This window comes from Streptococcus hyointestinalis, assembly GCF_011039275.1.
Taxonomy (GTDB): domain Bacteria; phylum Bacillota; class Bacilli; order Lactobacillales; family Streptococcaceae; genus Streptococcus; species Streptococcus hyointestinalis_A.
In genome coordinates this window covers 150,497-168,682 of the sequence record NZ_JAAKGB010000001.1, presented here as the reverse complement: position 1 = coordinate 168,682, position 18,186 = coordinate 150,497, and the positions used below count along the sequence as shown (strand labels likewise).

Annotated in this window: 22 protein-coding genes; all 22 read right to left on the bottom strand. The window is 44.2% G+C overall.

Annotated elements, in window-relative coordinates:
• Nucleotides 1-10: 10 nt before the first annotated feature.
• Nucleotides 11-1,564, bottom strand: coding sequence for a distal tail protein Dit (locus G5B60_RS01010; protein ID WP_206225078.1), 1,554 nt, complete (start codon nucleotides 1,562-1,564; stop codon nucleotides 11-13).
• A complete protein-coding gene (locus tag G5B60_RS01005) occupies nucleotides 1,561-6,336 on the bottom strand; it encodes a tape measure protein (protein WP_164682179.1) in 4,776 nt (1,591 codons plus the stop codon). The genes G5B60_RS01010 and G5B60_RS01005 overlap by 4 nt, the downstream gene beginning before the upstream one ends.
• A gap of 1 nt (nucleotide 6,337) precedes the next feature.
• Nucleotides 6,338-6,496, bottom strand: a complete 159-nt coding sequence (locus G5B60_RS01000) for a hypothetical protein (RefSeq protein ID WP_164682178.1) — start codon at nucleotides 6,494-6,496, stop codon at nucleotides 6,338-6,340.
• Nucleotides 6,497-6,540: 44 nt separating this feature from the next.
• Nucleotides 6,541-6,891 (bottom strand): phage tail tube assembly chaperone, encoded by a 351-nt coding sequence (locus tag G5B60_RS00995; RefSeq protein ID WP_164682177.1) that lies wholly within the window; start codon nucleotides 6,889-6,891, stop codon nucleotides 6,541-6,543.
• Nucleotides 6,892-6,942: 51 nt separating this feature from the next.
• Nucleotides 6,943-7,554, bottom strand: a complete 612-nt coding sequence (locus tag G5B60_RS00990; protein ID WP_164682176.1) for a phage tail protein — start codon at nucleotides 7,552-7,554, stop codon at nucleotides 6,943-6,945.
• Nucleotides 7,555-7,566: 12 nt separating this feature from the next.
• Nucleotides 7,567-7,944, bottom strand: a complete 378-nt coding sequence (locus G5B60_RS00985) for a DUF806 family protein (protein WP_164682175.1) — start codon at nucleotides 7,942-7,944, stop codon at nucleotides 7,567-7,569.
• Nucleotides 7,945-7,947: 3 nt separating this feature from the next.
• Entirely contained in the window at nucleotides 7,948-8,367 is a 420-nt protein-coding gene (locus G5B60_RS00980) for an HK97-gp10 family putative phage morphogenesis protein (RefSeq protein ID WP_164682174.1), read from the bottom strand.
• A 1-nt stretch (nucleotide 8,368) separates the two neighbouring features.
• Entirely contained in the window at nucleotides 8,369-8,716 is a 348-nt protein-coding gene (locus G5B60_RS00975; RefSeq protein ID WP_164682173.1) for a phage head closure protein, read from the bottom strand.
• 1 nt (nucleotide 8,717) lies between these two features.
• Nucleotides 8,718-9,026, bottom strand: coding sequence for a head-tail connector protein (locus G5B60_RS00970; protein ID WP_164682172.1), 309 nt, complete (start codon nucleotides 9,024-9,026; stop codon nucleotides 8,718-8,720).
• 12 nt (nucleotides 9,027-9,038) lie between these two features.
• The gene (locus tag G5B60_RS00965) at nucleotides 9,039-10,244 is read right to left on the bottom strand and encodes a phage major capsid protein (RefSeq protein ID WP_164682171.1); all 1,206 of its coding nucleotides are present in this window, start codon (nucleotides 10,242-10,244) and stop codon (nucleotides 9,039-9,041) included.
• Nucleotides 10,241-10,921 carry a head maturation protease, ClpP-related gene (locus G5B60_RS00960; RefSeq protein ID WP_164682170.1) on the bottom strand — a complete coding sequence of 227 codons (681 nt, stop codon included), beginning with the start codon at nucleotides 10,919-10,921 and terminating at the stop codon, nucleotides 10,241-10,243. Before G5B60_RS00960 ends, G5B60_RS00965 begins: the two co-directional genes overlap by 4 nt.
• Nucleotides 10,908-12,077 (bottom strand): phage portal protein, encoded by a 1,170-nt coding sequence (locus G5B60_RS00955; RefSeq protein WP_164682169.1) that lies wholly within the window; start codon nucleotides 12,075-12,077, stop codon nucleotides 10,908-10,910. The genes G5B60_RS00960 and G5B60_RS00955 overlap by 14 nt, the downstream gene beginning before the upstream one ends.
• An 18-nt stretch (nucleotides 12,078-12,095) precedes the next feature.
• Nucleotides 12,096-12,284: a DUF1056 family protein gene (locus G5B60_RS00950; protein WP_164682168.1), complete on the bottom strand. Its 189-nt coding sequence runs from the start codon at nucleotides 12,282-12,284 to the stop codon at nucleotides 12,096-12,098.
• Between the two features lie 13 nt (nucleotides 12,285-12,297).
• A complete protein-coding gene (locus G5B60_RS00945; RefSeq protein WP_164682167.1) occupies nucleotides 12,298-14,178 on the bottom strand; it encodes a terminase large subunit in 1,881 nt (626 codons plus the stop codon).
• Nucleotides 14,175-14,642 carry a phage terminase small subunit P27 family gene (locus G5B60_RS00940; RefSeq protein WP_164682166.1) on the bottom strand — a complete coding sequence of 156 codons (468 nt, stop codon included), beginning with the start codon at nucleotides 14,640-14,642 and terminating at the stop codon, nucleotides 14,175-14,177. The genes G5B60_RS00945 and G5B60_RS00940 overlap by 4 nt, the downstream gene beginning before the upstream one ends.
• A 123-nt stretch (nucleotides 14,643-14,765) precedes the next feature.
• Nucleotides 14,766-15,257: an HNH endonuclease gene (locus G5B60_RS00935; protein WP_164682165.1), complete on the bottom strand. Its 492-nt coding sequence runs from the start codon at nucleotides 15,255-15,257 to the stop codon at nucleotides 14,766-14,768.
• A complete protein-coding gene (locus G5B60_RS11555; protein ID WP_277423779.1) occupies nucleotides 15,257-15,388 on the bottom strand; it encodes a hypothetical protein in 132 nt (43 codons plus the stop codon). Before G5B60_RS11555 ends, G5B60_RS00935 begins: the two co-directional genes overlap by 1 nt.
• A 116-nt stretch (nucleotides 15,389-15,504) precedes the next feature.
• Nucleotides 15,505-15,909, bottom strand: a complete 405-nt coding sequence (locus G5B60_RS00930; protein WP_164682164.1) for a DUF1492 domain-containing protein — start codon at nucleotides 15,907-15,909, stop codon at nucleotides 15,505-15,507.
• Between the two features lie 71 nt (nucleotides 15,910-15,980).
• Nucleotides 15,981-16,895, bottom strand: a complete 915-nt coding sequence (locus G5B60_RS00925; RefSeq protein WP_164682163.1) for an N-6 DNA methylase — start codon at nucleotides 16,893-16,895, stop codon at nucleotides 15,981-15,983.
• Nucleotides 16,888-17,199 carry a DUF1372 family protein gene (locus tag G5B60_RS00920; RefSeq protein ID WP_241154460.1) on the bottom strand — a complete coding sequence of 104 codons (312 nt, stop codon included), beginning with the start codon at nucleotides 17,197-17,199 and terminating at the stop codon, nucleotides 16,888-16,890. Before G5B60_RS00920 ends, G5B60_RS00925 begins: the two co-directional genes overlap by 8 nt.
• Nucleotides 17,200-17,274: 75 nt before the next feature.
• Nucleotides 17,275-17,631, bottom strand: coding sequence for a hypothetical protein (locus G5B60_RS00915; RefSeq protein WP_164682162.1), 357 nt, complete (start codon nucleotides 17,629-17,631; stop codon nucleotides 17,275-17,277).
• Nucleotides 17,631-18,185 carry a DUF1642 domain-containing protein gene (locus G5B60_RS00910; RefSeq protein WP_164682161.1) on the bottom strand — a complete coding sequence of 185 codons (555 nt, stop codon included), beginning with the start codon at nucleotides 18,183-18,185 and terminating at the stop codon, nucleotides 17,631-17,633. The genes G5B60_RS00915 and G5B60_RS00910 overlap by 1 nt, the downstream gene beginning before the upstream one ends.
• Nucleotide 18,186 lies beyond the last annotated feature (1 nt).

The following is an 18,186-nucleotide window of genomic DNA, read 5'->3' as shown; positions in this document are numbered from 1 at the left end:
CAATTTGCAATTAGATATACCTCTCTTTCCATTCGATTTTGATTGTTGGGTCTTTTGCTAACCAGCTTGAAAATTGGAAATCAAGCTCACTTTTGCCGACTGGTAGCGCCAATGGTTCAGAACCGTTCAGTTCTTCGCTATTTTTTGGCATACCGTCCAAAGTTGTTTTACCAGTAGACATGTCAATCACCAATTGGCTACTCATCGGATAGCGATTGGGGATGTCTCTAGTCGTTGGGACAAAGTCTTTTCGATAATAGAGCTTTTCCACATACATCCTTGTCACTAGTGGCTTATTGCCAACAGCTCCAAAAGCGATATGGATTTTAGCGGACTTGCGCCCCTTGATTTCAGGAATGGTGAAAGTCGGATAAGACCCCCACCAAAAAACCTGCACCTTGTCATCATTGCGCTTGAGGTCTGACCACCCCCTAGGCTCATTGAAAGGATTTTGTGTGTCAAGGTGTGTGGCGTCAAACGTCCAACGCTTGAGAATGTTATAACCACCCTTGCCATCGCTTGCTAGGAAATTATACTCACTTCTCAAACCGTTTGAGCGCTTAAACGTTTCAACCCCATAGAGAAACTGTCCGTTCGTGTCCGATACCGTCAATTTGATAAAGCCGTACTGATTAGCTGCGCCTGCCCAAAAGAGTTGACGCCACCAGATATAGTCGTTTAGCGAACCTTTTGTGCCATTGCTGTCCGCTGGAATATCCCAGCTAACAGAGCCTGCACTATTTCCGCCAGAGGTAGACCAATTGGACAAAAAGAGAAACTTCCTGCCATTGAAATCATAAGACCCAACTTGACCATTAAGCGCCTGCGATGTGTCATTTAAGATAGCTTGACGTTGCTTAGCAGCCTGCAAGCCATCACTCCACAAATTAAAGCGATAATCGAGCAAGGGTTCAGAACGTTTGATGTTCTCTGTATCTGCTTCTTCTGGATTGCCAATCTCATATATCCCACCAGCGTTCACCAAGCCCACATAGCCGTTCTCAGCGTTGTTTTTGATGGTGATGATAGGATAAGCCTCAGCCGTCCCTAAATTGTTCAGAACGGCTTTATATGAGCCGTCAGACTGCTTCACAAGCGAACCATACTTACCGTTAAGTTCTGTTGAGACCATAGCTGTTGTTTTGCTGGTTGCATAGGCGCTTGGTACTTCAAAGTTAATCGTCACAGTCGCTGTTGCTGGTGATGTTGAGTGATCAATCGCAAAGGACTGCGAACCAGTCGGCACTGCAAGCCATTCTTTGTTTGGCTCATCACCAAAAACGAGTGGTTTAGGCTCGGTCACATTTAAGAGACCTCCTAACCACTCCTGCGCTGATACTAAAAAGGGCTGTGTGCCCCTTAGTTTCAAGGTCACAACGATAGGCTTATAAGCCAGTGTTCCATACATGAAAGACTGACCGTAGCGTTGTGAGCCTTGGTCTTGGTAAGTGTTACTAAAACTACTGCCAATGTTTCGAGTGACATCGCTAGTCTGTGCTATACCCCCGAGGTCTTCGAGGGCTTCAAGCACGTCAATGTCGTTGTAATTAAAGCTGATACTCATAGTATTTCTCCCCTTTCACCTCGTAGGATTGCCATACGTTTATCATAGGCTTCTTGTGCTTTTGTCATGTAAGGCGCTAAACCGTTTGATACACCTTGACCGTCAATGATGTTGCGAATTTCAACGGGCTGTTGACCGTTCGCTACTAATTGACTCAAGAGCGTAATCATTGTGTCTAGCTTATTTTCAAGTTTTGATAGTGCGCTGTCATCATCACTAGTCTTTTTGAACTTGCTGTCATCGTCTCCGATGAAATTACCAACGACTTCTGCCAATAGTTGCCAAGCTCTGCTACGTCTTGCGATGTCCGTTGGGATGACGTACTCTGGTTTATTATTTTCAGCCAGCTCATAAATGCCGTGTTGGGACACTAAGCCACCGTTTGCGTAAGCATACTTAGCAACTCGTGTAAAGGCTGCGTCAGACGAACCATAACGACTGATGATGTAGTGGATAGAAGCCAGCAAGTTGTCATATCCGTTACGAATATTCTTGTGTCCAGGGAAAGCATGAGCGTTGAACGTGCCGACAGTCGTCTGTGTAAGACCGATGGACGGATTACCATTTCTTGCATTGATGTCCCAGTCATTCATAACGGTCGGATTACCGTTTGACTCACGCTGGATAAGTTGCAACATGGATGTGACTTGGTGGTCAGTAGCAGGTAAGCCGTTCTTTTTGAGGGCTTTGATGACCGTACTACGCCAACGCTCTACACCAGTGCCACCACCACCAGACGGCTCGCTGTCCGTTTCAGGCGCCAAGAATTTTTTAATCCAGTCAAACATGCCACCGACCTGACTCTTAATGAGTCTTTGGAGTGGTGAGTTGGCTTTCTTAGCGCTGTCTGAACCGTTGTCATCGTCACTGCTACCACCTCGGACACCAAAGTCCAAGAAAGTCGTCGCTTGTGACGCTAAGCGGTTGGCAAACGTGTGATACTTACCATCGCCACTTTGGTTGTATTCCTCACCGCTATACCTGTCACCGTTGACGGATGACACGATAGCGACGTGGTTAGGGAATTGGCTACCCGGTGCGTAAACGGCTACGCTACCAGCCTTCGGTTTACTCATATGGGGTACTCGTGCACTTACCCAGTCCGCACCGTTTCCAAGGTGTGAAAACTTAGCTGGATTGACGCCCCAGTTATTAAGACGGTTGGCAACAAAGGACACACATTCACGGATGAAATAGCCCCAAGGGTCTGCGATAGCGTCCTTAGCCATGTTCTTCCATTTGGCAGGATAGTCGTCACCAACTGCGCCCATAGCCACAGAGCTACCTTCATCAGCAGCTGACTGCGCCATACCCCACAACTCTTTCCACCAATTCTTGGCTTCATTGATTGGGGTCTTAAAGAGTGCATTACCTAATGGATTAAAGAGTCCATCGAGTTTGTCCGCTTTTGGATTGAATTTCTTGGCTAGTGTGCCGACTGGGTCTTTCACGGCGTCAGCGATATAGCCAAGCATTTTCGTGAACTTAGTGACAGTATCCTTGATACCGTCCCAAACGTTACCAGCAACATCGGTCGCTGTGTTCCAAATCTTAGACCAGAAACCAGTACCACTCTTGAACGGTACTTGATTGCCAAGGCTTGATAGTAGCCGTGTTTCAAAGGCGTTTAGCACTTCTGTGCCAGCTGGTAAAATAGCGGACACATTGCGCCCTTGCGGTTGCCAAACATTGCCATTAGGGAAAATGACAGTCTCTTGATTGCCTGTTTCAGGGCTATCATTACCGTCATTTAGCAGGGCAAGCGTTGGTCTTGTGATTGGTCGGCGGACACGAGAGATACCTTCAAACGCACCAGTACCTTCAGCAAACTTCACTTTAGGAATTTTCTTGATAGCATTTTTAGAACCGCCAAAAGACTCAATCAAGCTGTTGATACCGTCAATACCAGCGTTTGGGATTTTAATAACGGCGTTGATACCGTTGCCTGCGAGGTCTTTTAAACCGTCCCACATTGACCCAAAGCCCTTTTTAATAGCGTCCCAAGTATCGCTGAACTTCTTTCCGATACTGTCCACAACTGGACTTAAGAGTTTTTTCAGACCCTCAACGCCGTCTTTTCCCTTTTTCTTCATGGTGTCCCATGTTGAACCAAGAAAATCACTAGCAGCTTTCCAAGTGTCGTTCCAGCCTTTGGAAATGCTCTTAGACACATCACCGATTATTTTAGCTGTGGCATTGTAGGTCTTCCCAACGCCTTTTTTGATACCGTCGAAGGTATCACCGATGAACTTGCCTGCTGCACCAAAGAACTTCTTGAAACCGTCGTACAAGTCTTTTGCACCCTTGATGAGACCGTTGATAAAGTCCCTAAAAGGCTTGACATGCTTGTACATTAGAGCAAAACCAAGAACAAATGGATTTGAAAAGACTAGAATTTTCATCACTATCGTTCCAAAATTAACGACAGTCTTGATGATATTGCCAAAGAACTTCACAACCTTGCCGACACCGTCAGTAGTTGCCTTGACCATTTTACTAATGCCTTTGCCAAAGTTACTAAAGAACTTGCCAACACCTTTGAAAAAGTTGCCCATGGTCTTGAATGCTTGACCGAACCACTTTCCGACTCCTTTGAAAAAGTCAGCACAAGCCTTGATGATGTTATCGACAAACTTTTTAAAGGTCTTATTGTGCTTGTAGAGTTCGACAAGCGCCACGACAACTGTCGTCACAGCCAGCGCAATCATCCCAAATGGATTAGTCGCAAAAGCAACCTTAACGGCTTCAAAGCCAGACTTTGCAAGCATAAGCCCTTTGTAGAGCGATTGAAAACCATTGATGACTTTTGTAGCGATGAAATACGTCGCAATAACCATCCCAACTGCTTTCAAGGCTTCTTTGTGCTTAGCGATTTCTTTCAGACCACCAGCAAGACCAGTGACTGACTTTTTAGACTTCTTGCTGTTGCCACTCATGAGTGCAAAGCCATCAGCGATAAAGCCGATAGTGTCCTTAGCAACTGCCCAAACACCTTCACCTAAAGACTTAGCGATACTTGCCACAGAGCCTACACCAGAAACAGCGTTCTTTGCGAACTGGGCGATTTCGGGCGCATGAACAGCAATGCTATTTGAGAGCTTTTCGACATAGCCTGTAAACTTGTCCATGATGTCGTTCATGACATTGCCTTTATCGCCAAGATTAAAGACCTTCTTGAAACTGTCTACGACTTTATCAAGACCTTTAGAAGCAACTTCACCAAGATGAGTGAACTTGTTTTTAGTCTCATCGCTGGAAATCCACTCGGACGCTTTGGCTAAAAGCGGATTTTTCATCTTCATAAACGGCGCTTCAACTGCTGCAATCAGCGCTGGTCCACGCCCTTTAATCGTCCGCTCTAGCCCCTCTGTGGTATTCGCAAAGTTCTTTGTAGCGTCCTTATACTTTTCACCCATTCTTTGCAGGGCTTTATTAGCGATTTCAGACGTGACTTCACCGTTCTTTTGCATTTCTGCAAATGCAGCGTTGGTGATTTCAGCGCCACCTTTCATCTCTGAAATGACGCCAATCATTTCCTGCTTAATAGTTGGGAAAACGTTCATAAAGGACAGCATGTCCTGTGCTTGAACCTTACCATTTCCCAACATTTGCCCCCATTGTGTGGCAAAGTTTTGGACAGCGTCATCCGCTACCCCAAAAGCGTCCTGCAAGGTCAGAATGGTGTTTGTAAGCTGTTTGGTATCATCTGCATTATGCGTTACTGCATAGATTTTCTTGTTCAGCTCATCAACCATTTGGGCGCTGTTGGACGCCGCTTGAGCCATGTCGTTTGTCATGTCGACCATGACCTTGCCTTCTTTGGCTGATCCAGTCAAAGTCGTCCATGACGCCGTCATGACTTCTTGGTAGCGGATGTACTCATTGCCTTGTTGCAAAAGGTCTGAAAAGAGACTTTTTGCAGTGCCTAAACCGTTCATCAAGGCACTAGAGAGGATATTGGCACTAAAGACACTCTTGAAAATAGAGCCTGTTTTATTGGCTTTCTCACCAGTTTCTTCGGTCTCTTTGCCCAAACCCTGCATTTTTTCTTTGAGACGTTGGATAAGCGTTGGGTGTTCGTTCAGTTTTTTCAGCTCATCATTGAGCTTATCTTGCTCACGCTTGGCATTTGCCATAGCTGTGGCAGTCTCGTTGAGCCTAGTCTTTTGTTTTTGATAGGCTTCGCTAGCTGTGCCGCTTTCTTTAGCGACCTTTCCGAGCATTCTCTCTTGAACCTCATATTGTTTCGAGAGGTTCGAGATAGTGCTTTTTAGACCTGTAGCTTTAGCTTGCAGGGCTTCATTTTCCTTGCCTTCAGCTTGCAAGCGCTTGACGTTGCTTTCTGACAGTTCGTTTTGCGCTTTGTAGCTTTTTTGCAAATCTGCTAGACCAGACTTGTAGTAGTCCATAGACTGCTTAGCCTTGGTCTGTTGGGCTTCCATGCTAGCCAGTCGGGTGGTAGCTTGGTCAATTTGTTGTTGATATTTGAGGTACTCGCCAGCCGTTTCGGTGGTGTTCCCTTTGAGTTCTGATTGTTTTTGTTTTAAGTTTTCGATTTTAGCCTTTTGGGCTTCAATCGCATTGCCCAAACCTTGATATTTGGTTTCAGCCGCCTTGGTGTAGTCTCCTACGGCTTTTAATTGCGCTTCCTGCGCTTTCCAAGCGTTGGTGGCACTATTTACCACGCTGGTCAAATTACGCACGGATTGGCTTGCTTTGACTAAATCTAGGGCGATTTCTGTGGACATCTGGGCTTGAATTTTCTTTGCCATGCTACCTCCTTCCTAGTCCTAGCAATGTCATCGGGTCTACAGGTCTTTCTTCGACTTCTTTGGCTGTCATGACTTCCATCAAGCGGAAATAGTCCGCATTTTCATAGTCATCGAGTGTCCAGCCAAAGTTCATCAATGCGTGCTTTTCAGCTAAGTCCATGTCAGCGATGACATTCTCAAGCTCAAAGACACGCCTGCTCCAATCTACTGTTCCTTTGGGGCTGACTCCTGCGCTTCAATTTCCTCGTCAGATAAGCCCATCATGCGCCCTGTGATACGTTGAGCAATCTTTTGAGTTTCTTCATAGTCCATGTTTTCGAGGACTTCCATTTGTGCGTCGTCCAAGTCGAGGATTGAACGCATGAATTTTAGTGTTTCGTCAATGATATTGATACCAGCCTCAATTTGCGCTGTTAAGTCATCGTCTGGTGTATCAGACAGTTTTGCAATTTCAAGTTGATATTGTTGCATGCGTCGCATGTTGCGATTAGTGGTTGCGATAACAAAAGGCTTTTTAGCCAATTCTGGGATAGTAAGTGTTTTAATTCCTGCCATGATAGTCTCCTTTACAAAAATAAAAGGTCGCAATATGCGACCTTAGAGCAATTAAGCGCCTACGCTTGCTGGGGCAGCATAGCCACCAAGTACTTCTTTAAGCATATTCTTCTTGTCGAAGCCTGTTGCGCCCGAAAAGTAAGTCTTGATAGGCTCACCGTCAAAATTCTTAGTAGACAATGCATTGTAAGTCATGTTGTCATCGTTACGTGTTTGAGCTGTGTCTGTGTCAGTACCGATATTTTGAGCAGTTTCTTGGAAAATACCAGCCCCAAAACCAAAGTAAATTGAGTTCTTACGGTCTAGTGTTTCAGTCTCAATCAGCACTGCGACGTGTGGCTTAGTGCCTTTGTCCACAAAACCACCTTTACCGTCAGACTCACGCCCTAGAATTTTTTGTTTCACTTCAAAATCAAGATTATTAAAGTCAAACGCTACTTGAGGTGAACCAGGTCCCACAAACACGTCTTGAACTTGGTTATTACCAGGCACTTTTGAGATACTACCTTCAAAATTTGTGATATTCGCTGTTTTAGTACCAAGCATGGTGTTGTCAACTTCAACGATACCACTTTCTGAAAGTCCTTCTGCGCCTTTTAAAAGTTGTTGTGTCTTTGGATTTACGAGAGCCAAAGTAACCATTTTTAAACCAACTACTGCCATTTAATTTTCTCCTTATACTAATTTTTCTTGAGCAACATAAAAGACCGCCGTCACTTGTAACGTGTCGGGGTCTACTGTGTGCTCTCTAATGTCTGTGATTGACCAGTGATTTTCTTTGAAAAAGCGATAGAGCGATAACTCAAAAGCGTCCATGTCAAAGTCATCTGGTAAATCAAACTTGTAAAATAACTGAATTTCCACCGCATGACGCACGCCATAAAAGGTGTTATTGCCTTCAAGGTCAAGAGTCGTATTAACGTCAGTGATTAAAGCGATTGTCTTATCGGTGTTGTCTTGCATTTCTTGAGGGATGTTCGTGGTGTAGATATAGTCTATATCTGTAAACTGACCCTCTTCCAGCAAGCGTTGGGCTTCTAATGTCGCTAACATAACTCACCCCCTCTTTTTATTGACAATACGTTCATAGGCTTCTTTTTCAGCCTGTAAGACTTTGGCTTGCACCTCTTTGCTGTCCTGAACATTAGTCACAAAGTGGTCAGCCTTGTATTTCTTTGTGCCGTCATTCAAACGGCGGGCATTGGACGCATGATAGGGATTGTTCCAGCCTACCGTCGACACGCCTGTCACACGTCCGTCTACATCCTTGCCTTGGACAGCAAGATTGTCTGCCATATGCCCATAGACAGAGTTTTTATGCCTTGAGTAGTGTCGTTTTTTCGTCTCTCTTTCAAGTTCTTCTTTGAACACGTCAGCGCCAGCTTTAGTGACTTGCGCCTGCTCTTTTGGCGTGAGGTCAGTTAAGTGCTTGACTTCATCTAGCCAATCATTAAGAGCGCTATCGAGTCCAATCATATCAACGCCCCACTTTCTTTTGTTTGCGCAAGGTAATGTAGTCATACTTGCCAAAACCAAAACTACCGTCAGAGCTGATAGTGACAATATCATAAGCGACGCCGTCCATACGCACCTTATAGCTGTCATTTAGCTTTTTATTGTGCCTACACACAATAACTATCGTGTCGTCTAGTCCAGCTTGTGTCGCTTGATATTGCTGATTAAGTGTGCGCTTTTGCGGTTTGACGTGCAAAGTAAAAGCCGTTGTCAGCCTTGGCACATTGACCCCAGCGGCGTTTGGGCTTGAGGTCATCGTGCAAAACTCCGCCTTTTTATTGAACTCGGATGGTAAGAACTTCTTAACCATTCTACACCTCCTCTAGGTGGCTATCATATAGCCCTCTTAGCTGTCCAATAATGCTATTTAGCGTCAAGTCAATAGCGTACGTTTGAGTGTCACTAAGCGCAATGCGATACTGATAGTAACTACCAGCTAGTGCCTTGACCGCAACATCAAAGAGCGGTACAACGTCAGCTTTACTGTAAAAGGTCTCATCGCTCCCAATAGCATTTTTGACAAACGCTGTAGCAGCTGTCAGATAGCTTTCAATGAGTGTGTTATCATCGTTGCCATCAACTGCCATCATGCTTTTAATGTCTTCAACTGTGACACTCATACGCTATCCTCCTTACGCTCCAGCGGTGGTTTTAAGGTTACCTGCTTGATCAGCGACTTTCTTAAATGACCCTGCGACAAACGCTTCTTTGTCAGTTGTAACCACGTCAAAGCGGTCAATCACACGGATTTTAGTCAAGTCTTTTTCAAACGCACCAGCACCGATGTTAGTAGTGAGCAAGGATAGGTGTTCACGGTCAAAGAGTGTCACGGCTTGCTTGAGGTCACCAAAGTAAAGTGGGTGGTTGCCTGACTTGCTTGGTAGCCATTTATCAGCGATTTCAACGACTTGTTTGCCTTCGATGAGGTAACGGTCTGGTTGAGTCACATCACGCTGCAAGAGGTAGTTGCCCATGGCGTCCTTGACTTTGGCAAGCTCTGTGATACCTGATGTGTTTGTCAAAAAGAAAGAGGTAGAGCGAATGGATGGGTCTACACCTTTAAGCGCCAAATCCTTGATGTCATCAAAGCTGGTGATGGTTGGTTTAGCTGGTACAGCGTCCATGGCTTCGATGATTTTGAGGTTACGAGTCACAACGACTTTCTTAGCAATCCAGTCAGACAACCAAGCCAAAATGTTTTCAGCGGTGTCTTTGAGCAATGTGTTAGTTGCTGTAGTGATACCTGCATAACGCTTGATAGCGTATTTAACAAGAGTAAGTTTAGGGTCGTCATTGTCGCCAATCGCTGCGTCTTCAGCGTCAAGGTTGGCAAGTGGTGTGATGTCAGACCATTTTTCAAAGACACGAGACCCAGTTGGGGTTGTGACAGACTCTTTATTGACGTATTGCTCAAGGCTGTCAAAACGACGTACTAGCTTGTTGATAGTAGTGCGGATGTCTTGAGGGATAGTCAAGCCAATTTGATTGCCAGACTCGTCAGTGTCAGAGCCGACTTGTGCTAGGATAGTTGGGTCACCTTTGACCATAGACACAAAGTTTTTAACAAAGGTGTCTTTGATGTCTTTTTCTTTGTCAGTCAGTTCTTCCACGTCATCTTCTGACATAGCTACTACTGCCTGCGCTTGTGCTTCAATCATTTGTTCATGCAAAGCGTCACGGCGTGCTTTGGCGTTGTCACGCTCTGCTTTAAGTTCTTTGAATGACTCAGCAGAGAAAGAGTCATCGTTAAGTGCTGCGTTGATTTTTTCGTTGAGGTCTTCGACCTTGTGCCCTGCTGAAATCCAGAGTTCATTAAGTTCGTTTACTGTTTTGTTCATGTTGTCATCTCCTTTTCTTGCAAAATCGCAAGTTTCTGTGCTTTTAAGTTATTTGTTGTTGCTTTGTCTTTAGCCAGCATATTCAAAAAAGTGTTGAGCGCTGTCTTGCTTGGCAAGCTGTGCATGCTGTTGGTGATGATGTCTTCATCTTCATTGACGAACATCATCTCGTCAGCAAAGCCCATGTCAACTGCTTTTTGGGCGTTCATCCACGTCTCATTCTGCATTAACTGCAAGATGTCCGCTTCATCACGCCCAGTCTTTAGCTTGTAAGCATTGACAATAGCACTGTCCACGCTGTCCAACGTCTCGGCATTGTGGCGCATATCGTCCGCATTGCCAACTAGACCACTGCTCGCTTTGTGTATCATCATTTGAGCCGTTGGACTCATCTTGACCACATCGCCAGCCATGGCAATCACACTAGCTGCGCTTGCTGCTAGACCTTGGACACGCACGGTTACTTTTTTACCGCTCGCTTTTAGCATAGTGTAGATTTCGCTTGCTGCAAAGACATCACCGCCGTTTGACGCAATATCCAAGACAAGCTCATCATCTTCGTCGTTATCAATCGCTTCTTTCACTTTTTTGGGATAGACGCTGTCTATTCCCCAATAGTCAAAAAAAGTGCCGTAGAGATTATCAACGACATCGCCTTTAATATCAATTGTCCCCATTTCCCTCACCTCCTTTCGTTGTCTTATGGGTGCTCAATAGAGTTCGGTCTGCTTCAGGCAAGTCATCCGGCAAGAACCCAGCACGCTTCAAAAGAAACTCGCCTTGGTTTTGCGCCAGCGTCCCTTTAGCGACCATGCTCGCAATAGTTGAGGCGTAGCTCTCGCCCACTGGGTCAATGGCTGGGTAGATATTGACATCAATCGCTGTGCCTAGTTTAAAGCATAGCTCGCTAACTAGTGGTTGCATATAGCGATTGATAGCATGGGCGTACAGCCCCTTGATTTGGTCAAGGGATGACTGCTGGTCACCTTGACCGCCTAAGTAGCTGTCTGGGATACCGTAGACCTTGGCGAACTGCGTCGTTGTCCAGTTTGCTTGATTAAGTAGCTGCGACACGTTTGACTTGATTTCCAGTGATTGAAATTCTTCTAGGTCATCCAGCACCAACGGTCCGCCTGTCATTTGCCGTTGTACTGCTCTTGAGCGTGCCGCCTTTTCTTTCATGGACAATAGACCACCGTTCTTAATCTTGAGCACACCATTGGCGTTGAGTGAGTTTTTGAGGGCGTCTAATGTCAGCTTGTGCGACGCCTTTTGGATTTCACGCTCATTAACTAGAGCTGTGAGGGGGCTGACACCGTTCCGACCACCGTCAATTGAAAGTAGCTTGAAATGCAAGACGTCATTTTGCGGGACGTGCATTTTAGGGCTAACTTTTGGGTCTTCAAAGCTGATATTGTAGTAAAGACCATTTTCATAATCATAAGGGTATTGAGTGACTTGTGAGGGCTTCAAAAACTCCCATTTCACGTCAGACCCATTTTGATTGCGCCAGCGATAGGCAAAGGCTTCACCACCAAGTAAGAGCTGGGCAAAAATGGACTGGTAAAAGCTGTGTCGGCTCACGATATTGCTTGGATTGTTTACAATCCCTTGCATGCGACTGCGCTCAACGGTCAAGGTGACGTTGGCTAAGTCGTTGGACAGCTGATTAACGATTGCAAACAAGTCCGAATTTTTAAGTGCTTCATGAGCAGATACCCAATCCCCACCAGTCAAAAGCTGGTTGAGGTCAAACGAGGTTAGTCCGTAGGCGTCCACCTCGTTTTGGGGTGGTTCTTTGTTTGCTGTGTTTGAAAAGTGTAAAATCGGCATAGTTTAGTGTTCTCCTTCCTATTCTCGTTTATGCCCTGCAATCAATTCAGCCCCTAGACCAGCTAAAATGAAAGTCACAGTGAGCGTGATACCAAAAGCAAGCCAGCCGACATGATACATGGTCACGTTGATAGTGATAGCTGCTGCAATAAACATTAAAACGTCAAAAATTGCCCAAATTCCTGTAAAAAATGACTTAAATAGCATGTTTTTCCTCCTTTCACCAATAATCTTCATCCGAGATTGAGCCAGACTCATCCGACATTAGCCACTCTCTGACCGCTTCTTGGCTCATATGGTCAACCATATAAGCCCTGTCGTTTGGCAAGCCATAGTCCTCAAAGTGAAACATAGCTTGATAAAGGGCGTTAATAATAGCGTCCACCACGTCAATTTTATAGCTTGCTGTGGTTTTGCTGACTTGAATACCAACCTTGTCCTCAACGATGACTGCATTTAACAAGGCTTTTCGCATGATAGGGTCATCAAGCCGTGTCGCATTGCCCTCAATAAACAAAGTCTGTAAGAACTTTGTTGGGTCTTTTAGTTCACTAGTCCTTTGGCGGATAGGCTGCAATGGATAGCTGGTGTTAAGCTCCAAGGCTTTAATCACCTTCGTGATACCCATAGCGTCATATCCAAAAAAGATGACATCTAGCTGATTGTCCTCAATGTAATTGACTAGCCACTGATAGACCTGATCATCGTTGATGAGACCTTGAGGGTGGCTAGTGATAGTACAGTAGCCCTGCTCTGCCAGCTCACGATAGTTCATACCGTCCTTTTTCTCTTTAGCTTCAAGACTGCCAGCTTGTTGCCAAGGAATGAATGAATGCTGTTCAATATGCCATTTTGGCGTATTGTTATCATCGGCGTAGGGGTACACAAAAGCTATCGCCGTATTATCGCTAAACAGCGAATAGTCCACGCCGACGTAAACTTGACGATTGCGAATGTCAAACTTTGGAATAACAGCTGACTCAATGTCATCAAGGTTCAGAAATGAGTTGCTATCAGCATTTAGCCACATATTCATATTTTTGACTTGAAAGTCTGCTAGTTTACCCATCATCATCTTTTTGTCTCGCTCTGAAATCAAGCTCTTCATCAAGTTGTCATGGTGGCTTTTAAGATATAGCAAAGGATTGCTCTTATACCATGTTTCGGGCTTAAAAGTCTCCTCAAGGCTGTCTTGAGACCAAATAAGGCACAGCTGGTCATCGCCAGCTCGGTCAAAGTCTCGTTCCATGACCTCAATGAGCTTTTGTTGTTCTCGATGAAACGGCACGTCAGGCACAGTGTAAGCTGTTGAAATCTCAATAAAGCGTGAGCCTTCAGTGTTAACTTGTCCAGATGTAATCTTGGAAATACCGTCATCCACCCTAAGCTCGCCGACCTCATCCGCCACAGCCAGCTTAAAGTGCTTACTATCGAATTTGCCGGACTCGAAAGAAATCGTATTGATGACATTGTTAGCTGCTAGTGATTTGATTTCACGAGAGTAGAGCTGTACGCCTGTTTCTTCGGCTAGGCTCTTGAATGGCTCACGTTCGATAATACGAGCCATCATTGACTTGATATATCCAAAGAGCTTCATGGTCTGCTCAAAGTTCAGAGAGCTAACCAGAAAGTCTTGGTTAGATAGCCCTATAGTCTCAATCAAAAATGAGTAGCATTCCAAAATACCAGCTATCATCGTTTTGCCCTGCGCCCGTGCAATAGATAAAACGATATTAGAAAAGCGTGGTAGACCTTTATCATCTAACCACGCCATTATCTGACTGAAAATAAAGACTTGCCAATCCATAAGATGTAACGGCTCGTCCAAGTTATCAATATTTGGGACAATGCTTGTAAACTTCAAAAACTTGTTTAAAGCACTGATTGAGTAGACAAATGGAAAGTCATCCTGCCCCTGCCGTTGCAAGTCTCGAAGGTGGCGAAAACAAGCCAGCTGGATTTTATAGCTAGCCATGATGTCACCGTCAAGAACTTTAAAGGCGTATGCTGTGCCGGGGTCTTTGTAGTTTTTGCGGATGTCTGTCCAATCAATGCTCTTGTAAGCGCCGATGACATCATGGGTTTTAGTTAGATCAATCATTCAGCACCTCCAAAGAAATCCTTGAGGGCGTCGCCTGCGCTCTTATCATCCTTGTCCTCATCCACGATTGCCAGCAACTCTTGACGCCCTTTTGGTGTCAGTCCCAGCTGTATAGCAACCTTATTGAGAGTGTCCACAGCGTCTTTCATTGTGGCGACTGCTGGGTTCTTTTTAAAGCCTAAAAACTGCTCGCCCAATATCTCACCACTGCCCTGTGCTTGAATAGGCTTGGTGATTGCTTGTTGTATGCCGTTTTCTTTAACGTCTTGGTAAGACAGCCTGTAGACCTCGTAAGTCGTGCAGTACAACTCAACCAACATGCTGTCGATACGCTGGACTTTCTCTGTGTGTTCTAAAAACGGAACGATTTTCACCCAAACTGCCCTCGCCACCTTACCTAGATAGTTTGGAGGGTCGTTGGGTAACTTCCCTTTATTCTGCTTAAAGTACGGGTTCTTTACCACTCGCCACCCCTCCTTCCTAATTTAATTAAGACACCCATTAAAAATCTGAAAAAATCGTCTGCGACGTAAGAAAACACCTTGTGGCGGCTCTCCTTACGGCTTGACTAGGCGGGGGGTGTAAAATTATTTTGTCATTAAACGAACGATAGTTTTGATATTTTTGATTTGCGGAGCGTTTGTTCGTTTATTGCCTGCCCCAGTGCCGTAATAGCACCGCTCCCATTCGGTTTTTAGGTTATGACAGGCTCTGCAAGTCGTTGCTAAGTTTGAACTGTCAGCTTTTAGTTGACTGTTGATCTCGATTGGAATAATGTGATCCACAGTCTTGCTGTTTGGCGTTAGCTTGCTCTTTGCTAGACAGTACTGACAGAGATAGTGCTGACTGTCCAGCACCGATTGTCTTAGATGTACCCATTGCTTTGACCTATAGAACTGATACTGTTCTTTCTTCTCGTCATTGCGATTGCGTTGATACTTGTTGTATCTCGAACGACTGTATCGCTCACGCTCTTCTTTGTACTTAGCTTCGTAGTGTATGTGCTGACTGCAATAGTGCAGTGGTAACTCTACCAGAGCGTGACAGTTGTCGTATCTACATCGTCTCACTCGTGGCATTACTTCATATCCTTGAACGTTTGAATAGCAGCAGCGATAAGCATTACACTGATAAAGATAAGAAAGCCTAGCACCATTAAGCCAAAGATGATAGCGATAGCATTCCAGATAAAGTTGATTAGTAATAACATATTAACCTCACAAGAAAAGAGCCGCGATAGTCTCACAGCTCTTCGTTCAATTATTTGATAATACTATAATAACACTTTGCAATGTGTTGATTAGTGTTAATTTGTGTTAATTAGTGTTAATTTGTACCGCCTAGTAAAATCTCATCCAACATTTTGATACCACCTTTTTTAAGTTGATAGTACCTATTGCGACCAATTCGCAATCGGTCTCGGATTTCATATTCACTGTACCTGTTAATAAACGCCATTCTCAAGACCAGCCCTTCCTCGTGCGGTAGTTGCTTAAGTAATCCAGTCAGCTCTCGTTTACGTTTGAGAGCTTCTTCAAGTTCCTCATCAATGCCAAGCATACTAATATACGAGTCATCAACGTTGCGTTTAATACCGCCAGCAACTTTCATGTCACTGATTTTTGGACTGGTCAAGAGTGATGCTCTCAACTGCTCACGCTCATCTTCTAAGCTTTGAATGTATGGCGTCAGCATTTTGAGTTCGTTTAAAATATCGTACGCTTTGCTCATGATTACCCTTTCATGTTATAATAGTATTAAATATATGCTTTAACATGCTGTGAGTAATCACGGCTTTTTTATTACCCTCCAAGATTGTACTGTACTTCATAGTTCGCTAGAATATCGTACGCCTTTGAAATAAAGCCTAGATAATCAATATCCGCCCCAAAATAGCGAATAACCAGCAATTGTGACTCTAGGTGCTTTTGCAAGCGGTCTAAGACTATCCTGTCCAGTTCTTGATTGACAAAGTCAATGTCGATGACTTCTTTTTCCGCTTCAATCCGCGGCTGTTCCCAATTATCCGTATCAATTCCCCAACTGTCAACTAATAGTTGACTACCACTCTTGCAATCGTAGATTTCACGTTGACAGGTCTTGCCTGTCTTTTCTTTATCAACAACGATAAACAAGACGTCAATACTTGTGTCCTCAAAGCCATTCTGGACAAGGTTCAATTCAGCTAATTGATTGCCAATCAACTCTCTAAACTTCCGTTCAGTCCCACGATAGCCGACACCCGGAAAGAGGATATAAAAGCCGTAACGTTTGCTGTGTTTGAGCGATTTCAAGACAAACATGTCATCAATCTTGCCTGACTTTTTCCAAGGAAATTCTTTTTGAATGACTGCTTTTTCATGGTCTGACAAGTCCTTAAACATCAATGAAAACGGTGGGTTCATGATGACACAATCCGCTAAAACGACCTCTTCAAAATCAAAGAACGATTGATTATAGACATGAGCCTTGTCGCCGTAGTTCTCTTTGAAAACCTCACAAGACGCTGACTGGATTTCTACGCCATAGACATGCCTTGGCTCAACTAACCACTCTAGCTGTCCAGAGCCGACAGCACCGTCAAAAACACTTGGATTATCGCCAACATACTGCTTGACCTTGCCCGCCACATATTTTCTAAAGGCTTCACCAGTCACATATTCAGCGTATTGATTAGCGATTTTGCGGTTATTATGTTCTTTGAAAACTTTAGTCATTCGCCTTTCCTTTCAAATAATCAGGCACATTATCACCAACAGCCACTGACTCATACTGTTCTTTTGTGACAAGGAACTTACCATAAGCCCCAACTGTCACTGTATAGCACCCCTCGATGATTTCCTTGTCTGTGACTTTGCCGACAATCGAAGCGCCAGCGTTATCAACTTTGTGAATGATGATTTTGGGCTGTTGTGTCTCTAGTTGATGACGTAAACGATTATTTTCGTTAAAACAAGCTATAACTATCAATAACAAAATAACTATTAACGTTGCTGTGATTGTCTCGTATTTAGTCATCATTTCCTCCTATCTATGAACGCCAGCACCAGCACAGTGCCAGTAATCAGTAGACCCAAAACGAGGCTCGCTGTGTTGTTAGTCATTTACTACCTCCTCAGCTCCCACACTTCCTGAATATCCATATAGTAAATAAACTATCATCTCCATCTGAGCCATATTATGCAAATAACCGACCCATTCTGTGAAAGTTTCTGTCATAGGTAGCCATGGTTTAGTAGCTCCTAAATCATAATCTGTTGGCTTTTCCTCTGCAAATATACATTCAACAACCCCTAAGAAAGTCAACCCATCTTCCGCCATTTCTGCGAAATAATCAGCTCGTTCTTTAACTTCACGAGGAAATTTATGAACTGGTGCAACCGCCTTGTCTCCGCTAGTAGTCCAACCATAAATACCCTTGAACATATTTTCAAAATTGCTAGGTAATTCCATTACTCTACCTCCTCCACTTCAAACATTTCGTTATCAAACACACCACCAAATCCTGCGTCGATGAGTTCTTTCTTGGTGAAAGTCGTTTTTCGCTCAAATACAGCACTGATATAAGCAAATCCAAAGTTACCCTCTTTATGCAAGTGCAAAAATTGTCCAGTACTTTTAATAGCTACTGTATACAGCTTATCTTCCTCCACCTCATACCCATCAAGCCATGCTCGAGCGAAGAGTTCTTGATTTTTTGTGGACTTCATCCATAAAATCGTATCAGGTTCCTGAAAATGTTTTCGCATAAAAGTGGGCGACATCGCTGTAAATATACTTATAGGAAGATTTTCCTTACATACTTCTAAGTAATCCGCCACCGATTTCGGTAGTTTAACCTTGGGCTTTTCCAGTAATAACGAAACAGTCTTTTCATACACCTCGCTACCATCAGAAAGTAGATATCTTACTCCAGTTTCATCAGTGCTAAGACTTGCTCCTATAATTTCGAGTCCACCAATCAATTTAGTCTCACCATTATATTTTCCTTTTTGTATTTTAAACATG

Bases quoted from the DNA above. Each gene is read 5' to 3' on its own strand.
- G5B60_RS01010 (WP_206225078.1), bottom strand. From the start codon at position 1,564: ATGAGTATCAGCTTTAATTACAACGACATTGACGTGCTTGAAGCCCTC.
- G5B60_RS01005 (WP_164682179.1), bottom strand. From the start codon at position 6,336: ATGGCAAAGAAAATTCAAGCCCAGATGTCCACAGAAATCGCCCTAGAT.
- G5B60_RS01000 (WP_164682178.1), bottom strand. From the start codon at position 6,496: ATGGACTTAGCTGAAAAGCACGCATTGATGAACTTTGGCTGGACACTC.
- G5B60_RS00995 (WP_164682177.1), bottom strand. From the start codon at position 6,891: ATGGCAGGAATTAAAACACTTACTATCCCAGAATTGGCTAAAAAGCCT.
- G5B60_RS00990 (WP_164682176.1), bottom strand. From the start codon at position 7,554: ATGGCAGTAGTTGGTTTAAAAATGGTTACTTTGGCTCTCGTAAATCCA.
- G5B60_RS00985 (WP_164682175.1), bottom strand. From the start codon at position 7,944: ATGTTAGCGACATTAGAAGCCCAACGCTTGCTGGAAGAGGGTCAGTTT.
- G5B60_RS00980 (WP_164682174.1), bottom strand. From the start codon at position 8,367: ATGATTGGACTCGATAGCGCTCTTAATGATTGGCTAGATGAAGTCAAG.
- G5B60_RS00975 (WP_164682173.1), bottom strand. From the start codon at position 8,716: ATGGTTAAGAAGTTCTTACCATCCGAGTTCAATAAAAAGGCGGAGTTT.
- G5B60_RS00970 (WP_164682172.1), bottom strand. From the start codon at position 9,026: ATGAGTGTCACAGTTGAAGACATTAAAAGCATGATGGCAGTTGATGGC.
- G5B60_RS00965 (WP_164682171.1), bottom strand. From the start codon at position 10,244: ATGAACAAAACAGTAAACGAACTTAATGAACTCTGGATTTCAGCAGGG.
- G5B60_RS00960 (WP_164682170.1), bottom strand. From the start codon at position 10,921: ATGGGGACAATTGATATTAAAGGCGATGTCGTTGATAATCTCTACGGC.
- G5B60_RS00955 (WP_164682169.1), bottom strand. From the start codon at position 12,077: ATGCCGATTTTACACTTTTCAAACACAGCAAACAAAGAACCACCCCAA.
- G5B60_RS00950 (WP_164682168.1), bottom strand. From the start codon at position 12,284: ATGCTATTTAAGTCATTTTTTACAGGAATTTGGGCAATTTTTGACGTT.
- G5B60_RS00945 (WP_164682167.1), bottom strand. From the start codon at position 14,178: ATGATTGATCTAACTAAAACCCATGATGTCATCGGCGCTTACAAGAGC.
- G5B60_RS00935 (WP_164682165.1), bottom strand. From the start codon at position 15,257: ATGCCACGAGTGAGACGATGTAGATACGACAACTGTCACGCTCTGGTA.
- G5B60_RS11555 (WP_277423779.1), bottom strand. From the start codon at position 15,388: ATGTTATTACTAATCAACTTTATCTGGAATGCTATCGCTATCATCTTT.
- G5B60_RS00930 (WP_164682164.1), bottom strand. From the start codon at position 15,909: ATGAGCAAAGCGTACGATATTTTAAACGAACTCAAAATGCTGACGCCA.
- G5B60_RS00925 (WP_164682163.1), bottom strand. From the start codon at position 16,895: ATGACTAAAGTTTTCAAAGAACATAATAACCGCAAAATCGCTAATCAA.
- G5B60_RS00920 (WP_241154460.1), bottom strand. From the start codon at position 17,199: ATGATGACTAAATACGAGACAATCACAGCAACGTTAATAGTTATTTTG.
- G5B60_RS00915 (WP_164682162.1), bottom strand. From the start codon at position 17,631: ATGGAATTACCTAGCAATTTTGAAAATATGTTCAAGGGTATTTATGGT.
- G5B60_RS00910 (WP_164682161.1), bottom strand. From the start codon at position 18,185: ATGTTTAAAATACAAAAAGGAAAATATAATGGTGAGACTAAATTGATT.